17 protein-coding genes and 1 pseudogene are annotated in these 18,792 nt (G+C 70.7%); 4 read left to right on the top strand and 14 right to left on the bottom strand.

The window, feature by feature from the left end; translation table 11 throughout:
• Positions 1-8 precede the first annotated feature (8 nt).
• The 6 genes and pseudogenes from ACQKQD_RS15465 to ACQKQD_RS15440 all read right to left on the bottom strand — a co-directional run bounded on the left by ACQKQD_RS15465 (position 9) and on the right by ACQKQD_RS15440 (position 5,215).
• Positions 9-896, bottom strand: a complete 888-nt coding sequence (locus ACQKQD_RS15465) for a LysR substrate-binding domain-containing protein (RefSeq protein ID WP_427508789.1) — start codon at positions 894-896, stop codon at positions 9-11.
• A gap of 34 nt (positions 897-930) precedes the next feature.
• Positions 931-2,148 carry an MFS transporter gene (locus tag ACQKQD_RS15460; protein ID WP_427508788.1) on the bottom strand — a complete coding sequence of 406 codons (1,218 nt, stop codon included), beginning with the start codon at positions 2,146-2,148 and terminating at the stop codon, positions 931-933.
• A gap of 302 nt (positions 2,149-2,450) precedes the next feature.
• Positions 2,451-2,547: pseudogene (locus ACQKQD_RS15455) on the bottom strand (isocitrate lyase/phosphoenolpyruvate mutase family protein); the annotation flags it as partial.
• 174 nt (positions 2,548-2,721) lie between these two features.
• Entirely contained in the window at positions 2,722-3,456 is a 735-nt protein-coding gene (locus ACQKQD_RS15450; protein WP_103984763.1) for an ABC transporter ATP-binding protein, read from the bottom strand.
• Complete coding sequence (locus ACQKQD_RS15445; protein WP_427508787.1) at positions 3,437-4,174, bottom strand: ABC transporter permease; 738 nt, start codon at positions 4,172-4,174, stop codon at positions 3,437-3,439. The genes ACQKQD_RS15450 and ACQKQD_RS15445 overlap by 20 nt, the downstream gene beginning before the upstream one ends.
• Before the next feature lie 60 nt (positions 4,175-4,234).
• The gene (locus tag ACQKQD_RS15440; RefSeq protein ID WP_100251230.1) at positions 4,235-5,215 is read right to left on the bottom strand and encodes an ABC transporter substrate-binding protein; all 981 of its coding nucleotides are present in this window, start codon (positions 5,213-5,215) and stop codon (positions 4,235-4,237) included.
• Positions 5,216-5,399: 184 nt separating this feature from the next.
• Here ACQKQD_RS15440 and ACQKQD_RS15435 point away from each other — a divergent pair, with 184 nt between their 5' ends.
• Positions 5,400-5,777 (top strand): 4a-hydroxytetrahydrobiopterin dehydratase, encoded by a 378-nt coding sequence (locus ACQKQD_RS15435; protein WP_020092026.1) that lies wholly within the window; start codon positions 5,400-5,402, stop codon positions 5,775-5,777.
• A gap of 15 nt (positions 5,778-5,792) precedes the next feature.
• On the opposite strand, the gene ACQKQD_RS15430 is transcribed toward ACQKQD_RS15435, so the two are convergent.
• The 4 genes from ACQKQD_RS15430 to ACQKQD_RS15415 form a co-directional block, all read right to left on the bottom strand.
• Complete coding sequence (locus tag ACQKQD_RS15430) at positions 5,793-6,014, bottom strand: hypothetical protein (protein ID WP_012319732.1); 222 nt, start codon at positions 6,012-6,014, stop codon at positions 5,793-5,795.
• Positions 6,015-6,192: 178 nt separating this feature from the next.
• Positions 6,193-9,258, bottom strand: a complete 3,066-nt coding sequence (locus ACQKQD_RS15425; protein ID WP_020092024.1) for an efflux RND transporter permease subunit — start codon at positions 9,256-9,258, stop codon at positions 6,193-6,195.
• Between the two features lie 22 nt (positions 9,259-9,280).
• The gene (locus ACQKQD_RS15420; RefSeq protein WP_427508786.1) at positions 9,281-10,378 is read right to left on the bottom strand and encodes an efflux RND transporter periplasmic adaptor subunit; all 1,098 of its coding nucleotides are present in this window, start codon (positions 10,376-10,378) and stop codon (positions 9,281-9,283) included.
• A complete protein-coding gene (locus ACQKQD_RS15415; protein ID WP_427508785.1) occupies positions 10,375-11,478 on the bottom strand; it encodes an efflux RND transporter periplasmic adaptor subunit in 1,104 nt (367 codons plus the stop codon). Before ACQKQD_RS15415 ends, ACQKQD_RS15420 begins: the two co-directional genes overlap by 4 nt.
• 97 nt (positions 11,479-11,575) lie before the next feature.
• Here ACQKQD_RS15415 and ACQKQD_RS15410 point away from each other — a divergent pair, with 97 nt between their 5' ends.
• Positions 11,576-12,139: a TetR/AcrR family transcriptional regulator gene (locus ACQKQD_RS15410; RefSeq protein WP_020092021.1), complete on the top strand. Its 564-nt coding sequence runs from the start codon at positions 11,576-11,578 to the stop codon at positions 12,137-12,139.
• A gap of 10 nt (positions 12,140-12,149) precedes the next feature.
• On the opposite strand, the gene ACQKQD_RS15405 is transcribed toward ACQKQD_RS15410, so the two are convergent.
• The 3 genes from ACQKQD_RS15405 to ACQKQD_RS15395 are packed head-to-tail and all read right to left on the bottom strand — an operon-like array spanning position 12,150 to position 15,543.
• Positions 12,150-13,214, bottom strand: a complete 1,065-nt coding sequence (locus ACQKQD_RS15405; RefSeq protein ID WP_020092020.1) for a sensor histidine kinase — start codon at positions 13,212-13,214, stop codon at positions 12,150-12,152.
• Positions 13,211-13,663 carry a response regulator gene (locus ACQKQD_RS15400; RefSeq protein ID WP_427508784.1) on the bottom strand — a complete coding sequence of 151 codons (453 nt, stop codon included), beginning with the start codon at positions 13,661-13,663 and terminating at the stop codon, positions 13,211-13,213. Before ACQKQD_RS15400 ends, ACQKQD_RS15405 begins: the two co-directional genes overlap by 4 nt.
• The gene (locus ACQKQD_RS15395) at positions 13,663-15,543 is read right to left on the bottom strand and encodes an MHYT domain-containing protein (RefSeq protein ID WP_427508783.1); all 1,881 of its coding nucleotides are present in this window, start codon (positions 15,541-15,543) and stop codon (positions 13,663-13,665) included. The genes ACQKQD_RS15400 and ACQKQD_RS15395 overlap by 1 nt, the downstream gene beginning before the upstream one ends.
• A 438-nt stretch (positions 15,544-15,981) precedes the next feature.
• Here ACQKQD_RS15395 and ACQKQD_RS15390 point away from each other — a divergent pair, with 438 nt between their 5' ends.
• Positions 15,982-16,674 (top strand): hypothetical protein, encoded by a 693-nt coding sequence (locus tag ACQKQD_RS15390; RefSeq protein WP_020092017.1) that lies wholly within the window; start codon positions 15,982-15,984, stop codon positions 16,672-16,674.
• Positions 16,675-16,679: 5 nt separating this feature from the next.
• Here ACQKQD_RS15390 and ACQKQD_RS15385 read toward each other — a convergent pair whose 3' ends face one another.
• Positions 16,680-16,958: a hypothetical protein gene (locus ACQKQD_RS15385; protein WP_012319741.1), complete on the bottom strand. Its 279-nt coding sequence runs from the start codon at positions 16,956-16,958 to the stop codon at positions 16,680-16,682.
• A 468-nt stretch (positions 16,959-17,426) separates the two neighbouring features.
• Here ACQKQD_RS15385 and frc point away from each other — a divergent pair, with 468 nt between their 5' ends.
• Complete coding sequence (gene frc, locus ACQKQD_RS15380) at positions 17,427-18,704, top strand: formyl-CoA transferase (RefSeq protein ID WP_020092016.1); 1,278 nt, start codon at positions 17,427-17,429, stop codon at positions 18,702-18,704.
• Positions 18,705-18,792: the final 88 nt, after the last annotated feature.

The raw sequence follows: 18,792 nt of genomic DNA, 5'->3' as shown, positions 1-18,792 counted from the left end.
TACGCCGCTCACGGCGCCCCGTCTCGGATCAGGCCGAGCAGGGCGTCCGCGGCGCGGCTCCTGTACCGCTCCCTGTGGCGCAGCATCCGGAAGGTCCGTGCCGGCAACGGGAACGGCGGCGCGACGAGCGCGCCGGCGGCCAGCTTGCTCGCCACGACCGCCTCCGACAGGACGCTCGCACCGGCCCCGGCCTCGATCGCGGCGAGCACGGCCTCGTTGGAGGGCAGCTCGAGCGACACCGCCACATCCGCGAGCGCCAGCCCCGCCGCCGCGAGCGCCGCCTCGAAGGCGGAGCGCGTTCCGGAACCCGCCTCGCGCAGCACCCACGGGTGGCCCGCGAGATCGGCGGCCGTCAGGGTCTCCCGGGCCGAGAAGGGGTGGCCGGCCGGCACGACGAGCACGAGCCGATCCTGCGCGACCGCCGCGCTCGCCAGGACCGGATCCTCGACCTCGCCCTCGACGAAGCCGAGTTCGGCCGAACCATCGGCGACCGCCCGCGCCACCTCCGCGGTGTTGCCCACGGCGAGCCGGATCGTGATGTCCGGATGGGCGGCCCGGAACGCGACGAGATGGCTGGGCAGCCAGTGGCTGGCGATGGTCTGGCTCGCGTGAACGCGCAGGCTTCCCCGCCGCAGGCCGCTCAGGTCGGCCAAGACCCGCTCGGCCGCCTCGGCGCGGGCGAGGACCGCGCGGGCCTCTTCGAGGAACACGCGACCGGCATCGGTCAGCTCGATCCCGCGGCCGACCCGGTGGAACAGCTTCACCGCGTGGCGCTCTTCCAGCCCGGACACCGCGGCGCTGACCGCGGACTGCACGATGTTCAAGGCCTCGGCCGCGCGGGTGACGTGCTGACGCTCGGCGACCGCCACGAAGATGCGCAACTGATCGAGGGTCATCGACAGGCTCTGCGACCGCGAGGGGCGATCCAGGCTACCACGCCTTCGCGCCGCGCCCTGTCGTGAGCGCGAGCGCCGTCGCGGCCAGCGCCAAGGGCGCGAAGGACACCCAGAGAACCGTGTCCCAGCCGTAGCTCGTCAGCAGGCCCCCCGACGAGAACGAACCGACCGCCACCATTCCGAACACGATGAAGTCGTTGATCGACTGCACCCGCGTCCGCTCCTCCGGGCGATGACAGTCCAGCACCATCGCGGAGGCGCCGACGAAGCCGAAATTCCAGCCGACGCCGAGGAGGATGAGGGACAGCCAGAAATGCCCGACGTCCGCGCCCGCGAGTCCGACGAGCGCGGCCGCACCCGTCAAGGTGAGGCCGGTCGCCACCACGCGGGACGCGCCGAAGCGCGTGATCAGCCGCCCGGTGAAGAAGCTCGGGCCGTACATGGCGATGACGTGCCACTGCAGGCCCAGATTGGCATCCTCCTGCGCGTGGCCGCACAGGCGCATGGCCAGCGGGGCGGCCGTCATGACGAAGTTCATCAGGAGGTAGGACACGGCCCCGCAGATCACCGCGATCACGAAGCGCGGCTGCGCGAGGATGACGGCCAGCGGTCGTCCGCCCGAGACGGACCCGGCGGCCGGCCGCGGCAGGCGAACGCCCGCCAGGATCAGGGCGGCCGCGGCGGCGACGGCGGCCTGGGCCAGGAAGGTGGCGGCGAACAGGTAGGGTGGCCACAGGTTCATGGTGTGGGTGACGAGCTGCGGCCCGATCACCCCGCCGAAGACGCCGCCGGCCATGACGGCCGACAGCGCCCGTGGGCGGCGCTCGGCCGGAACGCAGTCCGCGGCGGCGAAGCGGAACGAGAAGACCACGGCCGCGTAGGCGCCCCCGAGGAACATCGCCGCGCAGAACAGCCAGAAACTGGCCGCGACGATCGCCCAGGCCGAGAGCAGGCCGACGAGCACGCCGCACCCGGTGCCGACCATGAAGGCGGTGCGGCGCCCGTGGCGCTTGGCGATGCTGCCGGTCGGAAGGGCGCAGGCGGCCATCCCAACCACGAAGATCGAGATCGGCAATGTGGCCATGACCTTGCTGGGCGCGAGCATGTTGCCGACGACCGCGCCCGTCGCGAACACGACGGTCGAGTTCGCGCCGGCGAGGGCCTGCGCGACGGCCAGCCTGACCACATTGCCGGTGCCCGACCGGTCGGCGACGGGCGCGCGGTCGATGGCCGAGGGGGACGTGCGGGACATCGGGACGCTCTGGATTCGACAAGGCTCCGCGGCCGGCCGGTCCGGCGTTCATCGCGGCGCGGGGCCGACCTCGGGTGGGCCGGTTCGACGAGGGCACCGGTATAGCGGCGGCGTTCTCGTCCGTATCGCGACGCGATGACAAACCGTGCCGCCCGGTCCTTCGCCGCAACTCGCGTATCCGGGTCGATCGGTGCATGCTCGCCGCAGGATCGCCCGCCGTGCGGCAGCGATCCCGAGCGGTCGCGCCTGCCGCGGCTCTTCAGCCCTGTAGGCTTTCGCCCCGCTGCCCGACACGGCCTCCGCCGCGTCGCTGAAGGTGCCGCGTTCCAGCACCGCCCGCGCCGCGTGCGCGAGACCGCCGAGGACCGCCCGCGCGAACGACCCGCCGATACTGATCCGCACCTCCCTCGGGTGCCCCTACGCCAATCGGGTCCCGCGGGGGGATGGCCTGCCTGGCCGGGGATCGTCCGAGTTTGAGATGGAGGGCGGTTCAACGATCCGTTCGGGAGGTGCGCTGAACGCAGTGGCCGACCTGGACCGATGGCATCGGCCGAACGGCCGGCGCGACACGCGTCACTGCGCGATGATCTCCGGATGCTGCGCGGCGAGGTTCGCCCGCGTCGCCTCGGCCCAGGCGCGGTCGCGTTCCCGGCGCGGCCGGTCGAGGCGGACGTCGGCGATGAGACTGGCCGGGCGCCGCGACACGAGGAGCAGCCGGTCTGCGATCCCGATCGCCTCGGCGACGTTGTGCGTCACCATCAGCACGCTCATGCCGGCCCGGTCCACCGTGTCCACCACGAGGCCGCGCAGCTCCGCGGCGGCGGCGTCGTCGAGGGACACGAACGGTTCGTCGAGGACGAGGACGCGCGGGCCGTCGGCCAGGGCGCGCGCCAGCGCCACGCGCCGCTGCATGCCCAGCGACAGGGCCTTCGGGTAGCGCGTCCGCCACGCCGTCAGGCCGAGCCGCGCGAACAGATCGTCGAGATCGCGCCCGCGCCGTGCCCGGGGCAGGCCGAGGCGGACGTTGTGCTCGACGCTGCGCCAGGGCAGGAGCCGCGGCTCCTGGAACACGATGCCCGCCCGGTCCGCGCCGGAGACGCGGCCCTCGAAGGCGGTGTCGAGGCCGAGCAGGATCCGCAGGGTGGTGGTCTTGCCGGCGCCCGACGGCCCGATCAGGCAGACGATCTCCCCGGCGCCGACGCCGAAGGTCAGGTTCCGGACGGCCTCGACCGCCTCGGCCCGGGCTGGCCGGTACCATTTCGACGCGATCGCGACCTGGAGGACGGGCTCAGCGCCAGCGACGGACATAGGCTTCGAGCCGCTGGAGGAGGAGGACGTCGATGCCGATCATCACGGCCATGAAGACGAGGCTGTAGCCGATGATGGCCGCCACGTCGGTGCTCTGGACGAAGTAATAGTTGATCGCGAAGCCGACCCCGTCCGGGCGCCCGAGCAGCTCCACGACCAGCACGATCTTCCAGGCGAGCGAGAGGCCCGACCGCGCCGCCGTGACCATGTAGGGCTGGAGCTGCGGGATCAGGATGTCGCGGGCCCAGCTGCGCCGGTCGAGCCGGTAGGCGCGGGCCATCTCGTCGAGCCCGGGATCGAGATTCCGCGCGCCCTCGCGCACGATCACCGCGACGTTCGGCAGCTTGTTGAGCACCACCGCCAGGATCGCGGCGGTCTCGGTGAGGCCGACCCAGACATAGGCCAGGACCGTGATCACCAGGGCGGGCGTGTTCAGGAGGACGAGCAGCGGCGTGTCGAGGGTGAGGTCGGCGGCCTTGGACCGTCCGAGCGCGACGCCGAGGAGGACGCCGAGGACCATCGCCACCGTGAAGGAGATCGCCACGCGGAGCAGCGTCATGCCCACGTTGTGCGCGAGGTCGCCGCGCTCCGCCTCCTGAACGATGAAGCGCAGCACCGCGAGGGGCACCGGCAGCAGGCGGGAGCCCGCCTCCATCGCGGCGAACTGCCAGGCGGCGAGGAGCACGGCCAGGGACGCGATACGGGTCAGCGCGCCCATGCGGTCCCGATGATCCTGATAGTCTTGACGGTCGACACGCGCGCCCGCCGGGCGGCCGCCTCAACCATTGCGGCCGGTGTAGTAGAGGTCCGGCGGGAGCGCGTTGCCCTTTCCGACGAGGCGGGCGCCGCCGAGCCGCGCCATCACCGCGTAGAGCTTCTCGGCGTCGGCGCGCTCCTCCGCGATGGAGCGGCGCGGAATGCCGGCCAGGAAATCGTGCTTCAGGGCCTCGAAGGTCGCCTCGTCCTCCGCCGCCATCAGCGGGCGCACGATCTCCCACGTGCTCGGGTCGGAGGCGAGCATGTCCTTGGCGGCGCGCGAGGCCCGGGCGAAGGCCGCCACGGCCGCGGGCTTCTCCTTCACGGTGGCGTCCTGGAACAGGTAGCCGATCAGCGCCACGTCGCCCGGGACCCCGAGGGCGTGCATGATGTCCTCGGCCCCGACCAGCTGCCGATAGCCCTTGGCCTTGAGGCGGGCGCAGTAGGTCCAGTAGGTCAGCGCCGCGTCGAGGGCGCCCTGCTCCAGCTTCAGCGTGATCAGCGGCGGGGCGCCGTAGGCGATCTCGGCGGCCTGCTCGAGGTCGATACCGGCCGCGTCCTTGGCCTGTGCCCGGAGGAGGAGCCAGTTCTTGTCCAGGGGGCCGCCCGCCACCCCGAGGCGCTTGCCCGCGAGATCCTTGAGGCTCTTCACCGGGCTGCCGCCCGGTACCATCACGCCACCCTCGGAGGTCGAGTACGGTATGAAGCGGACCGCCTGGCCGTCGTTGCCGAGGCGCGCGGCCCAGAGCAGGTCGCCGATGATCGTGTCGACCTGCCCGCCGATGAAGCTGATCCGGGCCGCGTCGTTGCCGGCGAGCTTGACCGCGTCGAGCTCGAAGCCGTTGGCCGTGTCGAGGCCGCGGGCCTTGATCACCGCCGCCTCCCAGGTGGACGTGCCGAAGGGCAGGCTGCCGAGGCGGATCGTCGGCACGTCGGCGCGCGCCGCCCGCAGGCCGAGGCCACCGAGCAGGCCCCCGGCGAGCATCGCGCGCCGTGACAGCATCACGCCTTCTCCCATCGTATTGCGCAGTCTTCAGCGGCGGCAGACTGGAGTGCCGATCGAGCCGGACGCCATTGCCAAAAGGTCATAGGGCTCACACTGGTTTCCGTCCACCGCGGCAAACACGCTTGCGCGCAACCGGCCGCGGCGGCACCCTCGGCAGCGACGGTTTCATCGGAGATGGATCATGAGCGAGCGACGCGAGGGCGCACTGGACGACGCGACCGTGGAGGCGCGGCTGAAGGCCGAGCTGCCCGCCTGGCGGCTGGAGGACGGGTGGATCCGGCGCACCTACAAGACGTCCGGCTGGAAGAGCACCCTGATGGTGATCAACACGGTCGGCCACCTCGCCGAGGCGGCGTGGCACCATCCGGACATCACGGCCTCCTACGCCTGGGTCGAGGTCCGGCTGATGAACCACGCGGCCAAGGGCATCACCGACAAGGATTTCGCCCTCGCCCGGAAGATCGAGGAGGTCGTCTCCTGGCAGCCGGGCCTGGAGGGACAGGGGCTCGAAGGCACCCCGACCGATCCGCGCTTCGCCTACATCAAGTACGAGAAGTAGCGGCCGCCGCGTGCGTCACCGCGGCTCCTTCACCCGGCGGCACTCCGTCTTCAGGTAGGCGGTCTTACCGATCTCCTCGCGCAGCTCGGTGCGGGCGATGATCTCCTGCCAGCCGGTGGCGCAGCCGAGTTCGTTGGCGACCCGGACCTTGCGGACCTCGAGCGCCTGGGCGTCCGTGCAGGAATCCTGGGCGATCCCGTTGGCGCAGACCAGGACGACGGCGATGAAGGCGTTCATGGGCGGGACGGTCCTCGTTTCCGTCGCACCCTACGCGCCGGAACACCGTCGGGTTTCCGGCGGTGTGGCCCCGCTCGCGTGAAATATCGTCACGGTCGGCCCGCCCTGAGGGGGCGGAGGGGCGGGCCGACCGTTTCTCGCAGCGCCCGCGGGCGCCGCGATCGCGTGAGCCGGCCGATCAGCCGGCGTGGGCCGCCGGCGCGCCGCCCGTCTCCGGGCGGATACGGTAGCAGCCGACGTAGAGCGCGGGCAGGAACAGGAGCGTCAGGAAGGTCGCCGCCAGGATCCCGCCGATCATCGCGAAGGCCATCGGCCCCCAGAACACCTCCCGGGCGATGGGGATCAGGCCCAGGCTCGCCGCGGCGGCGGTCAGGAGGATCGGCCGCATGCGGTGGTGGGTCGCCTCGAAGACCGCCTGCCAGGGCGCCATCCCCTCGGCCCGGAACTCCTCGATCTGGCTCACCAGGATCACCGCGTTGCGGATGATGATCCCGATGAGCGCCAGGATGCCCAGGATGGCGACGAAGCCCATCGGCTTGTCGAACAGGAGCAGCGCCGGCACCACGCCGATCAGGCCGAGCGGTGCCACGGTGAAGACGAGGAGCATCCGGCCGAAGCTCTGGAGCTGCATCATCAGCAGGAACGCCATGGCCAGCAGCATGACCGGGACCACGGCCGCGATCGGGCCCTGGCCCTTGGCGGATTCCTCGACGGCGCCGCCGGTCTGGACCGTGTAGCCCTCCGGGAGCGCCTTGATGAAGGCGTCGAGACCGGGCTGCAGGGCGGCCACGATGGTGGCCGGCTGGGTCGCGTCGTGGATCGTGGCGCGCACCGTCACGGTCGGGAGGCGGTCGCGGCGCCAGACGATCGGCTGCTCGAGATCGTAGCCGATCCGCGCGAAGGCGAGCACCGGCACCACCGTGCCATTCGCGAGACCGACCTGCAGCGACTGCAGGGTGTCCAGCGACGACCGCTCGGCGGCGCGGGCGCGGCCGACGACGTTGACGAGGTAGATCGAGTCCCGGACCTGCGTGATCGCCTGCCCGCCCTCGATCCCGTTCAGGATGCCGGCGACGTCCTGGCTGGTCACGCCGAGCTGGCGCGCCTTGTCCTGGAGGATCTCGACGCGCAGCACCTTGCCGGGCTCGTTCCAGTCGAAGGTCGGCACGTCGAGGCGCTTGTCGGCCGCCACCACGTTGGCGAGGTCGAGCGACAGGCGGCGCACCGTCTCCATGTTCGGGCCGCTGAGGCGGTACTGCACCGGCCGACCCACGGGCGGCCCGAGGCTCAGGGGCTGCACCAGCACGTCGGTGCCGACGAAGTCGCGCAGGCCGATCGTCTGCAGGCGCGCCATCACGCGGTCGCGCACCTCCAGCGACTTCGTGACGATGACGATCTGGCCAAAGAAGGCGTTGGCGAGCTGCTGATCGAGCGGGAGGTAGAAGCGCACCGCGCCCTCGCCGACGTAGGACGACCAGCTCGTCACGTCCGGATCGTCCTTCAGGTTCGCCTCGAACCGGTCCATCTGCGCCCGGGTCTCGGCGATGGTGGCGTTCTGCGGAAGGGTCAGGTCGACAAGCACCTCGGACCGGTCCGAGGACGGGAAGAACTGCTGCTGCACGTGACCCATCCCGACGATGGCCGCCGCCATCAGCCCGAGGCAGACCACCACCGTCGTCCAGTGCCAGCGCATGGCGAGACGCAGCGCCCAGACGAACAGGCGCGTGAAGATCCCCTCCTTCTCCGTGTGGTGCTTCATGGTCTTCGGCAGGAGCGTGACGCCGACGAGCGGCGCGAACAGGACCGCCACGACCCAGGAGACCAGCAGTGAGGCCGCGATCACCACGAACAGCGAGTAGGTGTACTCGCCGGCGCCGGAGCCGTTGAAGCCGATCGGCAGGAAGCCCGCCACCGTCACGAGCGTCCCGGTCAGCATCGGGAACGCCGTCGACGTGTAGGCGAAGGTGGCGGCCTTCCGCAGCGTGTCGCCCCGCTCCAGGCGGGCCACCATCATCTCGACGGTGATCATGGCGTCGTCGACGAGGAGGCCGAGCGCGATGATCAGCGCGCCGAGGGAGATGCGCTGGAGGGTGACGTCCATGATCTGCATGACGACGAAGACGATCGCCAGCACGAGCGGGATCGACACGGAGACGACGAGGCCGGCCCGGACGCCGAGGCTCACGAAGCTCACCCCCAGCACGATGATGACGGCCTCGACCAGCGCCTGGGTGAAGCCGCCGACCGCGTGCTCGACCTGCTTGGGCTGGTCCGACACGAGATGGACGCCGACACCGAGCGGCAGGGTGGCCTCGATGGCGCGCATGCGCTCCTTCAGCGCCTCTCCGAAATGCAGCAGGTTGGCGCCCGGACGCATCGCGATGGCGAGGCCGATCGCGGGCTTGCCGTCCACCCGGAACAGCGGTGCGGGCGGATCCTCGTAGCCGCGGCTGATCTCGGCGATGTCGGCGAGGCGGAAGAAGCGGTCATTGACCCGCAGGTTGAAGTCCTGGAGCGAGGCCTCGGAGGCGAAGGAGCCGCTGACCCGCAGCGAGATGCGCTCCGGCCCGGCCTGCACCACGCCGGAGGCCGAGACCGCGTTCTGCGCCTGCAGGGCCTTGATCAGGGCCTGGAAATCGATGCCGTAGCCGGCGAGCTTGCGGGTGGAAAAATCGAGGTAGATCGTCTCGTCCTGCGTGCCGATCAGCTGGGTCTTGCCGATGTTGGGCACCCGCAGGACCTCGGTGCGGATGCCCTCGACGTAGTCGCGCAGCTGCCGGTGCGTCAGGCCGTCGGCCGTGAACGCGTAGATATTGCCGTAGACGTCGCCGAACTCGTCGTTGAAGAACGGACCCTGCACGCCCTCCGGGAACTGACCCTTGATGTCCCCGAGCCGCTTGCGGACCTGGTAGAAGGCCGGCTGGATCTCGTTCTTCTTCAGCGTGTCGCGGAACTGGACGAAGACTGTCGACGATCCGGGCGTCGTGTAGCTGCGGACGAAGTCGAGGCCGTTGAGCTGCTGGAGCTCCTTCTCGACCCGGTCGGTGACCTGATCGAGGGTGTCCTTGATGGTCGCGCCCGGCCACGTGGTCTGCACCACCATGGTCTTGATGGTGAAGGGCGGATCCTCCTCACGGCCGAGGCGGGTGTAAGCCATCAGGCCCGCGATCAGCGAGACCAGCATGAGGAACCAGACGAACGAGCGGTGCCCGAGCGCCCAGTCGGAAAGGTTGAAGTCCTTCACGCGAAAACCCCGTGCGGCCGGATCAGACGGCGCCGTCGGTCAGGCGCACGGCCTGGCCTTCCTTGATGACGTGGACGCCCGCGACCACGACGCGCTCGCCGGCCTTCAGGCCGGCGACGACCGCGACGCGGCCGTCCTCGGCGTTGTCCCGCGCCGCCACGGTGACGTCGCGGCGCGCTACCGACTTCCCGTCGGGCGAGACGACCCAGACCGAGCGGCGGTCACCGTCCTCGAGCAGCGCCGAGGCGGGCAGAAGGACGGTGGGCGCGACCTTGCGCATGAGCGACACGTTGATGGTCGCGCCGAGCCGGAAGGCCGGGCCGGGATCGTCCAGGGTGATCCGGATGCGCTTGGACCGCGTCCCCGACTCGGCGAGGGGCGCGATCTCGCGGACGCGCCCGCGCGCCGTCAGCTCCGGCGCGCTCTGGAGCGCGACGGTGAACACGCCGTCCGACGGCAGAGCCCCGACATGGGCCTCGGGAATGTCGACCACCGCCTCGCGGACGTCGGGCCGCGCCACGGTCACGACGCCCTGGCCGGCGCTGAGCACTTGGCCGACCTCGGCGAGGCGCTGGGTCACGACACCGTCGAACTCGGCCTTCAGCTCGGTGTAGCCCATCTGGTCGCGGGCCTTCTGGAGGCTCGCCATCGCCTGATCCACCCGGGCCCGGGCGGTCTCGCGCTTGGCGACAGCCTGGTCGAGCGTCGCCTGGGAGACGGCGTTGCCGGTCATCAGGCGCCGGGTCCGCGACTCCGCGGCCTCGGCGTTCTCGGCCTGCGCCTTCGCGTCGGCCAGGTCGGCCTCGGCGCGGGTCAGGTCGAAACGGGTCACGATGGTGTCGAGGGCCGCGAGGCGCTGTCCGCGGGTGACGAGGTCGCCGATCGTCACGTCCCGCGCGACCATGCGCCCGGGGATCTGGAAGCCGAGCTGCGCCTGGTAGCGCGGCTCGATCGTGCCGGCGAACGGCCCGAACGTGACGGTGTCGCTCGGTACGACAACCTGCGTCAGCACCGGACGGACCGGGGCCGCCGCGGCCTCGCCCCCCTCCTCGCCGTGACCGTTGCACCCGGCCAGTGCCGTCGCGAAAAGTCCCAGGACGAGATACGCGCGCGCCGTCATGGGCGGTCTCCGATCTCGGCGGCCGCGACCGTCTGGCCGGGACGCAGGAACTGGATGCCGGCGACGACCACGCGCTCGCCCGGCTCGACGCCGCGCTTCAGCGCGATGATATCGGGGCCGAAGCGATCGATCTCCACCGCGCGGACCGAGACGGTCTTCCGGTCCGGATCGTAGACCCACACCGAGGGCTTCCCGTCGTAGCGGTAGAGCGCCGACCAGGGCAGGATCACCGATTCGTGCGGCGCGAAGCGCCCGCGGCCGATCACGACGGCGCCGAGCCCCATGGCGGCGGGCGTCGACTTAAGGCCGATCTTGACCCGCACCGTGCCGCTGGCGGCATCCACGGTGGGAGAGATCTCCCGCACGGTCCCGACCGCGGTGACGGACGGGTCCGACTGCAGCGCCACCGCGACGGTGTCGCCGGCCGGCGGCTGGGCCAGCAGCGATTCGTAGACGTTGAAGACCGCGTCGCGGGGCCCGTCCTGCGCGACGACCAGCACGGTCTGGCCCGACTGGACCACTTGGCCGACCTCGAAGCTGCGGCTCGTCACCACGCCGGACACGCCCGCGCGCAGCTCGGTATAGGAGAACTGCTCCTGCGCGGTTCCCAGCGCCGCCTTGGCCGAGTCGACCGCCGCCTGCGTGGTGCGCAGCTCCTGCTCGGCGTTGTCGTAGGTCGAGCGGGTCGTGAAGCCGCCGGCCAGGAGCTGCTTCTGGCGCTCGTACGACATCTTCGCCTGCGTCAGCAGCGCCTCGGCCGAAGCCAGGGCGGCCTTGGCGTTGTCGAGATTCGCCTGCTGCGTCAGGGGTTCGAGGACGGCGAGGACCTGATTGGCCGTGACGTGGTCGCCGACCTCGACGCGCCGCTCGGCGACCTTCCCGTTCGTCCGGAACGAGACGTTGACCTGCGCCTGGGCCTGGACGTCGCCGGTCACCACCACGTCGAGCGCCATCGGTGTGCGGCGCGCCTGCACGACCCGCACGCGCGCCACGGCGGAGTCGAGCGCCGTCTCGGGCGCGGCCTGGGCGCACCCGATCGACCCGAGCGCGGTTAACATCAGCAGCGCGGATGCCGATGGAAGGAAGGCGATGCGGTTCATGCGATCGACCGTGTCGGCGCGACTCGTGCGAATTGCGTGGCGCGTTCCTACGCCATCCGTTACATACCGTCCAGACGGTTTTTAGTGCAGGTCCGTGATGCAGGCGAAGCGACAGCGACTGGCGGCGCGCCCCGAGATCATCCTGGAGGCGGCCGCGGCCGTTCTCCTGAAGGGAGGCGTCCGCGGGCTGACCATCGACGCGGTCGCAGCCGAGGCCGGGCTGAGCAAAGGCGGCGTCCTGCACCATTACGCGTCGAAGGACGCCCTGGTGGGCGCGCTGGTCGCCCGCAAGCTCGCGGACGTGCGTGCGGAGATCGACGCCTGCGCGCGGGAGATACCGGCCGGCCCGTCGCAGCTTCCCAGGGCGATGGTGGCGCATATCCGCGGGCACTACTGCGACGACAACGAAGCGGCGCGCGCACTCCTCCTGGCATCGATGGAGTCACCGGAGGCGCAGAAAGACTTTCAGGCGTTCGTCGCGGATCAGCTAGACCAGCTCGGACGGATCGAGGGCGCTCCCCCGGGCGAGGGCTCCGTCCTGTACTTCGCCATCCTCGGTCTGTTCATGAGCCGGGCGCTGGGCTTCCAGCAACTCGACGAGGACGCCCTGGCGCCGATGCTCGAGGCCCTCGACCGCATCGCCGGGCGAGCCGGCGGCTAGATCCGGACGCTCAGGCCTGGAACGCGAGGACGGCGCGCGTCCCGGCGCTTCGGGGGGCATACGACAGGGCCGAGCGCAGGTTCGACGCCATGGCGCGCACGATGCGCGACCCGAGACCGGTGCCGCGGACCTCGCCCTCCCCGGTCCAGCCGATACCGTCATCCTCGACGGCGAGCAGCACGGTGTCGGCGGCGTCCCGCTCGACCGCGACGCGGATCTCGCCCGACGTGCCGACCGGGTAGGCGTATTTGTAGGCGTTGGTCACGAGTTCGGTCACGACAACGCCGACCGACACGGCCTTGTCGGTCGAGAGCCGCACCGGCGCGGCACGAAGGCGGATCGCGTGGTCGCGCCCGCTCGCCCGCATGGCGGCCTGCAACTCCTCGACCAGGCTCTGCAGGTAGGCGTCGAGCTCGACGGATTCGACGTCGTCGGACGTGTAGAGGCGGCGGTGGATGCCGGCGATCGCCGAGATCCGGGCCTGCATCTCGTCGAGCGCCGCCTTGGCGGCCGGGTCCGTGACGGCGTTGCGCTGCATGTGCGCCAGGGCGGCGACGAGGGCCAGGGAGTTGGCCACGCGGTGGTTGACCTCGCGCAGCAGCAGCTCGGCGCGGTCGCGCGCCTCGCGCATCTCGGCCTCGGCCCGCTCCTTGTCGCGCCGCAGGCTCTCCTGCCGGAGGGCGGTGGCGACGGCCTCGCCGAGCAGCTCGCGGAACTGACCCTGGACGTCCTTCCAGACGTAGTCCACCGCTCCGGCCTTCAGGGCCGCCACGGCGACGCGGCTGTCCTCGGAGCCGGTCACGTAGATGACCGGCGGCGCCTCGGGCAGCGCCCGGATCTCGGGCAGCAGGTCGAGGCCCGTCTGTCCCGGCATGTGGTGGTCGAGGGCGACGGCGTCGATCCCGCCTTGGGCGAGCCGCGCCAGCCCCGCCGCGCCGTCGGGACAGAGCTCGACCGCGTAGCCGCGCGCCTCGAGGGCGCGCCGGACCAGGCGGCCGAGGCCGGGATCGTCGTCGATGTAGAGGATGCGTGCCGCCGCGGCGGTGCCGTCCCCGCTGGCACGCCGAGCGGTCATAAGTTCTGCGGAACCTGCATGACCGAGAAGAACAGCCCGAGCTGGCGGATCGCGTTCGCGAAGCCGTCGTAGCTCACCGGCTTAGTGATGTAGACGTTGGCCCCGAGGTCGTAGCAGCGCTGGATCTCGCGGCTGTCGTCCGTCGTGGTCAGGACCACCACCGGGGACCGACGCGTGTGCGGGTTCGCCTTCACCTTCTCGAGGATGTCGAGGCCGGTCATGTCCGGCAGGTTGAGGTCGAGCAGGATCAGCAGGTGCCTTCGGGCGCTCGCCTCGCCGGAGCCGTCCGGCCCGAGCAGATAGTCCAGCGCCGAAGTGCCATTGCGGAACGGCACGATGTCGTTGTTGACGCCGGCGCGTCGGATGTTGCGCTCGATCAGGCGCGCATGGCCCTCGTCATCCTCGATCATCACGATGCTGACGGGGTGCACGGGCCGCTCCACGCTCATTAGGCGGCGATGGGCGCCGGTTCGGGGTCGATCCGGACCGCTGTAGCCGTCCCGTGCGGCAAGGTCACGTCGAACGTCGTGCCCACACCGAGTTCTGAACGGATCTCGATCCGGCCCCCGAACGAGCGCACCAGCGCCTTCACGTGGGCGAGACCGATCCCCTCGCCCGGGCGGTCCTGGGCGCCCGATCGGCGGAAGAGTTCGAAGACGCGGGCATGGTCCCGCGCGGCGATCCCCCGGCCGTTGTCGGCGACGGAGAAGCAGACGCCGCGTTCGCCCACGGCCTTGGCCGTGACGGTGATCCGTCCGGGCCGGCTCGGGTCGAGGTATTTCACGGCGTTGTCCAGCAGGTTGCCGAAGACCTGCTCGATCGCGAGCCGGTCGGCGACGATCTCGGGCAGGTCGCGGGCGATCGTCACCGTGGCCCCGACCGCCTCCGCCTGATGCCGCTGGGCGTCGGCCACGCCGCGGAGCACGCTCGTCATGTCGAGGGCCTCGGGCGAGAATTGTCGCCGGCCCTCTCGCGAGAGCTTCAGGATGGCGGCGATCAGACCCTCCATCCGGTTCACCGCCGCCTTGATGAAGCCGAGCGCCTCGCCGAAATCGGCGTCGAGCCGCTCTGCAGCCGGGTGATCCCGGAGGGCCGCGGCGACCTCGCTCCGGGTCGCCTCCAGCTCGCTCGTGAATCCCATCACGTTGACCAACGGCGCGCGCAGGTCGTGGCTGACGATGTAGGCGTAGCGCTGGATCTCCTCGTTGGACTCGCGCAGATCGGCTTCGGCCTGACGCTGCTCGGTGATGTCCGTGTGGACGCCGACCCACTCGCGGATCTCGCCCCGCGCGTCGAGGACCGGGATGGCGCGGATCGCGAAGTGTCGCCACGTCCCGTCGCGGACCCGGACCCGGTGCTCGTGGACGTAGGTGCGCCGCGCCCGGACGGTCGCGTTCCACGTCTCGACGGAGGCCTCCATGTCGTCGGGATGGACCGCGTCGGCCCAGCCGTAACCCTGATACTCCGCCCGCGTCTGACCGGTGATCGCGCTCCAGCCCGGCTGCTCGCCGAGCATCCGGCCCGTCGCATCGTTGGTCCAGAGCACGCCGCGCACGGCCTGCACGGCGGCCCGGAACCGCGCCTCGCTCGCCTGGAGCTCGCGCTGCACGCGCTGCTGGTCCAGCGACGAGGCGAGCATCGCCAGGAACAGGATGAGGAACGTGGCACCGGCGACGTAGAGGGCGAGGTTCTGCTGAGCCGGGGCGCCGGTCACCGCGTGGGCGGTGTGGGCGCCGCCCGCCTCGGCGGTGATCGTCGCCGCCGCCATGCCGGTGTAGTGCATGCCCGCCACCGCGAGGCCCATCACGCAGGCCGCGACGAGCTTCTGCCAGACGCCGTGTTGCCGGAAGGAGAGCCACAGGGCGGCGGTCGCCGCGGTCACGGCGATCGCCACCGAGAGCGCGATGATCGCCGGGCTATAGGCGAGGTCGCCGGGGATCCGCAGCGCCGCCATGCCGGTGTAGTGCATGCCGGCAACGCCCAGGCCCATCAGCGGGCCGGCGACGAGAAGGCTGCCGGTCCCCTCGCCGACGCGCGCCACCCACAGGAAGGCGGCGCCGGTCGCCGCGACGGCGATCGCGAGGGACAGGAGCGTGAGCCCGGTATCGTAGGCGGCCGGCAGGCCCATCTCGAAGGCCAGCATGCCGATGAAGTGCATCGACCAGATGCCCCCGCCCATGGCGAGGGCGGCGCCGGCGATCCACGGCCAGCGCGGTCCCGCGACGGGCCCGCGGATCCGCGCGCCCAGGTCCAGCGCGGTGTAGGACGCGAAGACCGCGAGGCCGATCGACAGGGCGACCAGCGCCGGATTGTAGCCAGTATGGACCATCGACTGCGATCGACGCGTGAAGGAGCCTCCTCGCGATGTATCCCGGGTGATCCGTCGGCGCTATCGCGATTCCGAGACGCATGAAGCTCGCGAACATCGAGCCGCGTCGGCGAGCTCCGAGACCGGCGCCGGGACCAGAGCGGATCGGCCATCGCGATCGGCATCCCGGTGCGCGCCACACAGGCTCAGGCAAGCAGGGTCAGCGATGATGCACCGCGACTCCCGTCAGACGAGACCGGCAGACAGGATGCGCGCCAGAGGCTGGATGACGGCGACGCTGGCATCCCGGCCGGAATGCCTCGGTGGACAGGCGCGTATCGCCGCCGCCGCGCGGCCGAGCCGCGTCGAAAAAAAACGCGTTCGTCACACAGCGACGGTCTCTCCCGGCGGTCGCGCGCGTTCTAGGTTCTGTCGATCGCTCAACGCGAATGCAGGTTCATGAACGGACACGCCGCGGCACGATTTCCGGACGACCTGCGCGAAGCCCTGGCGCAGGCTCTGTACGATTGCGAGCGGACGGACGGGGAGGATCGCGCCGCCTGGACCGACACGGACCTTGAGGCCCGCCACCCGGGCCTGCGCGAGCGCTATCGCCGATCCGCCGACGCCCTGGCGGCCGGTCCGCTCGCGGACCTGATGGCCGCCCGCCATGCCGACGAGGAGGAGCTGCGGGTGCTGCGCCGGCAACGGATGTCGCCCGAGCGCGAGCGGGAGCTGCTTGAGGCGAACAACCGCCTCGTCGCCCGCGCCGAGGCCGCCGAGACGGCGCGGCACACCGCGGAGGAAGCGCTCGCGACGCTGCGCCGCGAGCGGGATGTCGCGCGGGAAGCCGAGGCGTTCTGGCAGCAATTCGCCTTCGACGCCGACGATCTCGCGACCCGGCGCCTCATCGAGCAGACCGACGCCCGCGCCGAGGCCGAGCGGCGGGCGATCGAGGAGCGTTGCCGACGGGAGCGCGCGGAGGCGGCGCTGCGCCTGTTCGCCGACCGGGCCGACGTCATGCCCAAGGAGGGATGGGCGTCGGAACTGGCGAAGGCCAATCGCGACATCCCGCTCTGGTGGTTCCACGCGGCCCGCGTCGCCCTCGAGCCGCCGGACCTGTCCCGACCGACCGAGGGCGGCGAGGCCTGAACGCCTCAGGCCGCCGCGGGCTGCTTCGCGGGCGTGTCGCGGAACAGAGCCGTACAGCCGGAGCCGCGATGCATGCTCAGGATCGACGCGCGGTCGATCTCCGGGTGCGTCTTGAGCACCTTCTGAACGCAAGCGAGCACCCGCTCGTACTGCGCGGCGTCGTAATTCGGTTCGAGCGGGCTGACGGCGATGTAGGTCTCGACCACCAACACGCGCTCGGCGCGGTCGTGGGCGACGTCGACGGCGATCCAGGACGACTTGATCAGGCTGGTGCTGGCGAGCATGGGCGTTCCTCGTGCAGCGTTACATCGTTTCACCCACGGCCGCGACGCGTTTTTCATCCCGCGGCTGGGGCAATTTTGGCGAAATCATGGACCGCCTGTCGGCGAATGCCAAGGGGTCGCCCCGGACCCCCTGCACGCTGTGCAGCGTGTTGAGCGCGAGCCCGCACCGGCTTACGGTCGGCCATCGGCTGGTGCCGGAGGTGTCCACAATAGGCACTCGCATCCGGCAAATGGCATGTGGTATACAAATTGGCGGACTCGTCACCCCGGGTCCGCGTGACGGTGTCGCGATACGACGGGACCGCGCTGTGGGAGGGAGAACAGACATGATCCGTTCGAGGATGGAAGGCCTCTGCTCCTCAGTCGCGGCACGCGCGACACGGGCCCGTGCAGGCATCGAACCGATATCCCGCGCGGCCTGAGCCGCCCTCCGACATCCCCAAATCGACTCCAGCTCCGAGACCGATCATGACCAAGGCCCTCGAAGGCGTCCGCATCCTGGACTTCACCCACGTTCAATCCGGCCCGACCTGTACGCAGCTCCTGGCTTGGTTCGGCGCCGACGTCATCAAGGTCGAGCGGCCGGGCGCGGGGGACGCCACGCGTCAGCAGCTTCAGGACATCCCGGACGTGGACAGCCTCTATTTCACGATGCTGAACCACAACAAGCGGTCGATCACGCTCGACTCGAAGAACCCGAAGGGCAAGGAGGTTCTCTGGCGGCTGATCAAGGAATGCGACGTCCTGGTCGAGAATTTCGCGCCCGGCGCCCTCGCCCGCATGGGCCTGACCTGGGAGAAGATCCACGAGGTCAACCCGCGGATGATCCTGGCCTCAGTGAAGGGCTTCGGTCCGGGCCGCTACGAGGATTGCAAGGTCTACGAGAACGTCGCGCAGTGCGCCGGCGGCTCCGCGTCGACGACGGGCTTCCGCGACGGAATCCCGATGGTGACGGGCGCGCAGATCGGCGATTCCGGCACCGGCCTGCACCTCGCCCTCGGCATCGTCACGGCGCTCTACCACCGGACCCAGAGCGGCCTCGGCCAGAAGGTCGACTGCGCCATGCAGGACGGCGTGCTCAACCTCTGCCGGGTGAAGCTGCGCGACCAGCAGCGTCTCGCGCACGGGCCTCTCAGGGAGTACAGCCAGTTCGGCGAGGGCATCCCGTTCGGCGAGGCGACCCCGCGTGCGGGCAACGATTCCGGTGGCGGCCAGCCGGGCCGGATCCTGCGCTGCAAGGGCTGGGAGCAGGACCCGAACTCCTACATCTACGTCATCACCCAGGCCGCCGTCTGGGAGCCGATCTGCGACATCATCGGTGAGCCGGATTGGAAGACCGATCCGAACTACGCGACCCCGAAGGCCCGCCTGCCGCATCTCAACGAGATCTTCACGCGGATCGAGGCGTGGACGATGAAGGTCTCGAAGTTCGAGGTGATGGACACCCTGAACAAGTACGACATCCCGTGCGGCCCGATCCTGTCGATGAAGGAGATCGCCGAGGACGAGTCCCTGCGGAAGACCGGCACCATCGTGGAGGTCGATCACCCGACCCGCGGCAAGTACCTGACGGTCGGCAACCCCATCAAGCTGTCGGCGAGCCCGAGCGAGGTCACCCGCTCGCCGCTCCTCGGCGAGCACACCGACGAGATCCTGCGCTCCGTGCTCGGCTACTCCGAGGCCGAGGTCGGTGAGATCGCCGAATCTGGCGCGATCGGCGCGGTGCAGAAGATCGCGGCGGAGTGATCGGTCTCCGGCGATCCGGGGGCGAGATCCCGGATCGCCGATGTTACAATCCGGGGGCGTGCGTGAAGCGCGGCCCCGGATTCCGGGT

The organism is Methylobacterium sp. NPDC080182 (genome assembly GCF_050281105.1).
In the GTDB taxonomy this organism is placed as follows: domain Bacteria; phylum Pseudomonadota; class Alphaproteobacteria; order Rhizobiales; family Beijerinckiaceae; genus Methylobacterium.
The sequence above is the reverse complement of the archived record's forward strand: the minus strand, read 5'-3'. Positions and strand labels throughout refer to the sequence as shown.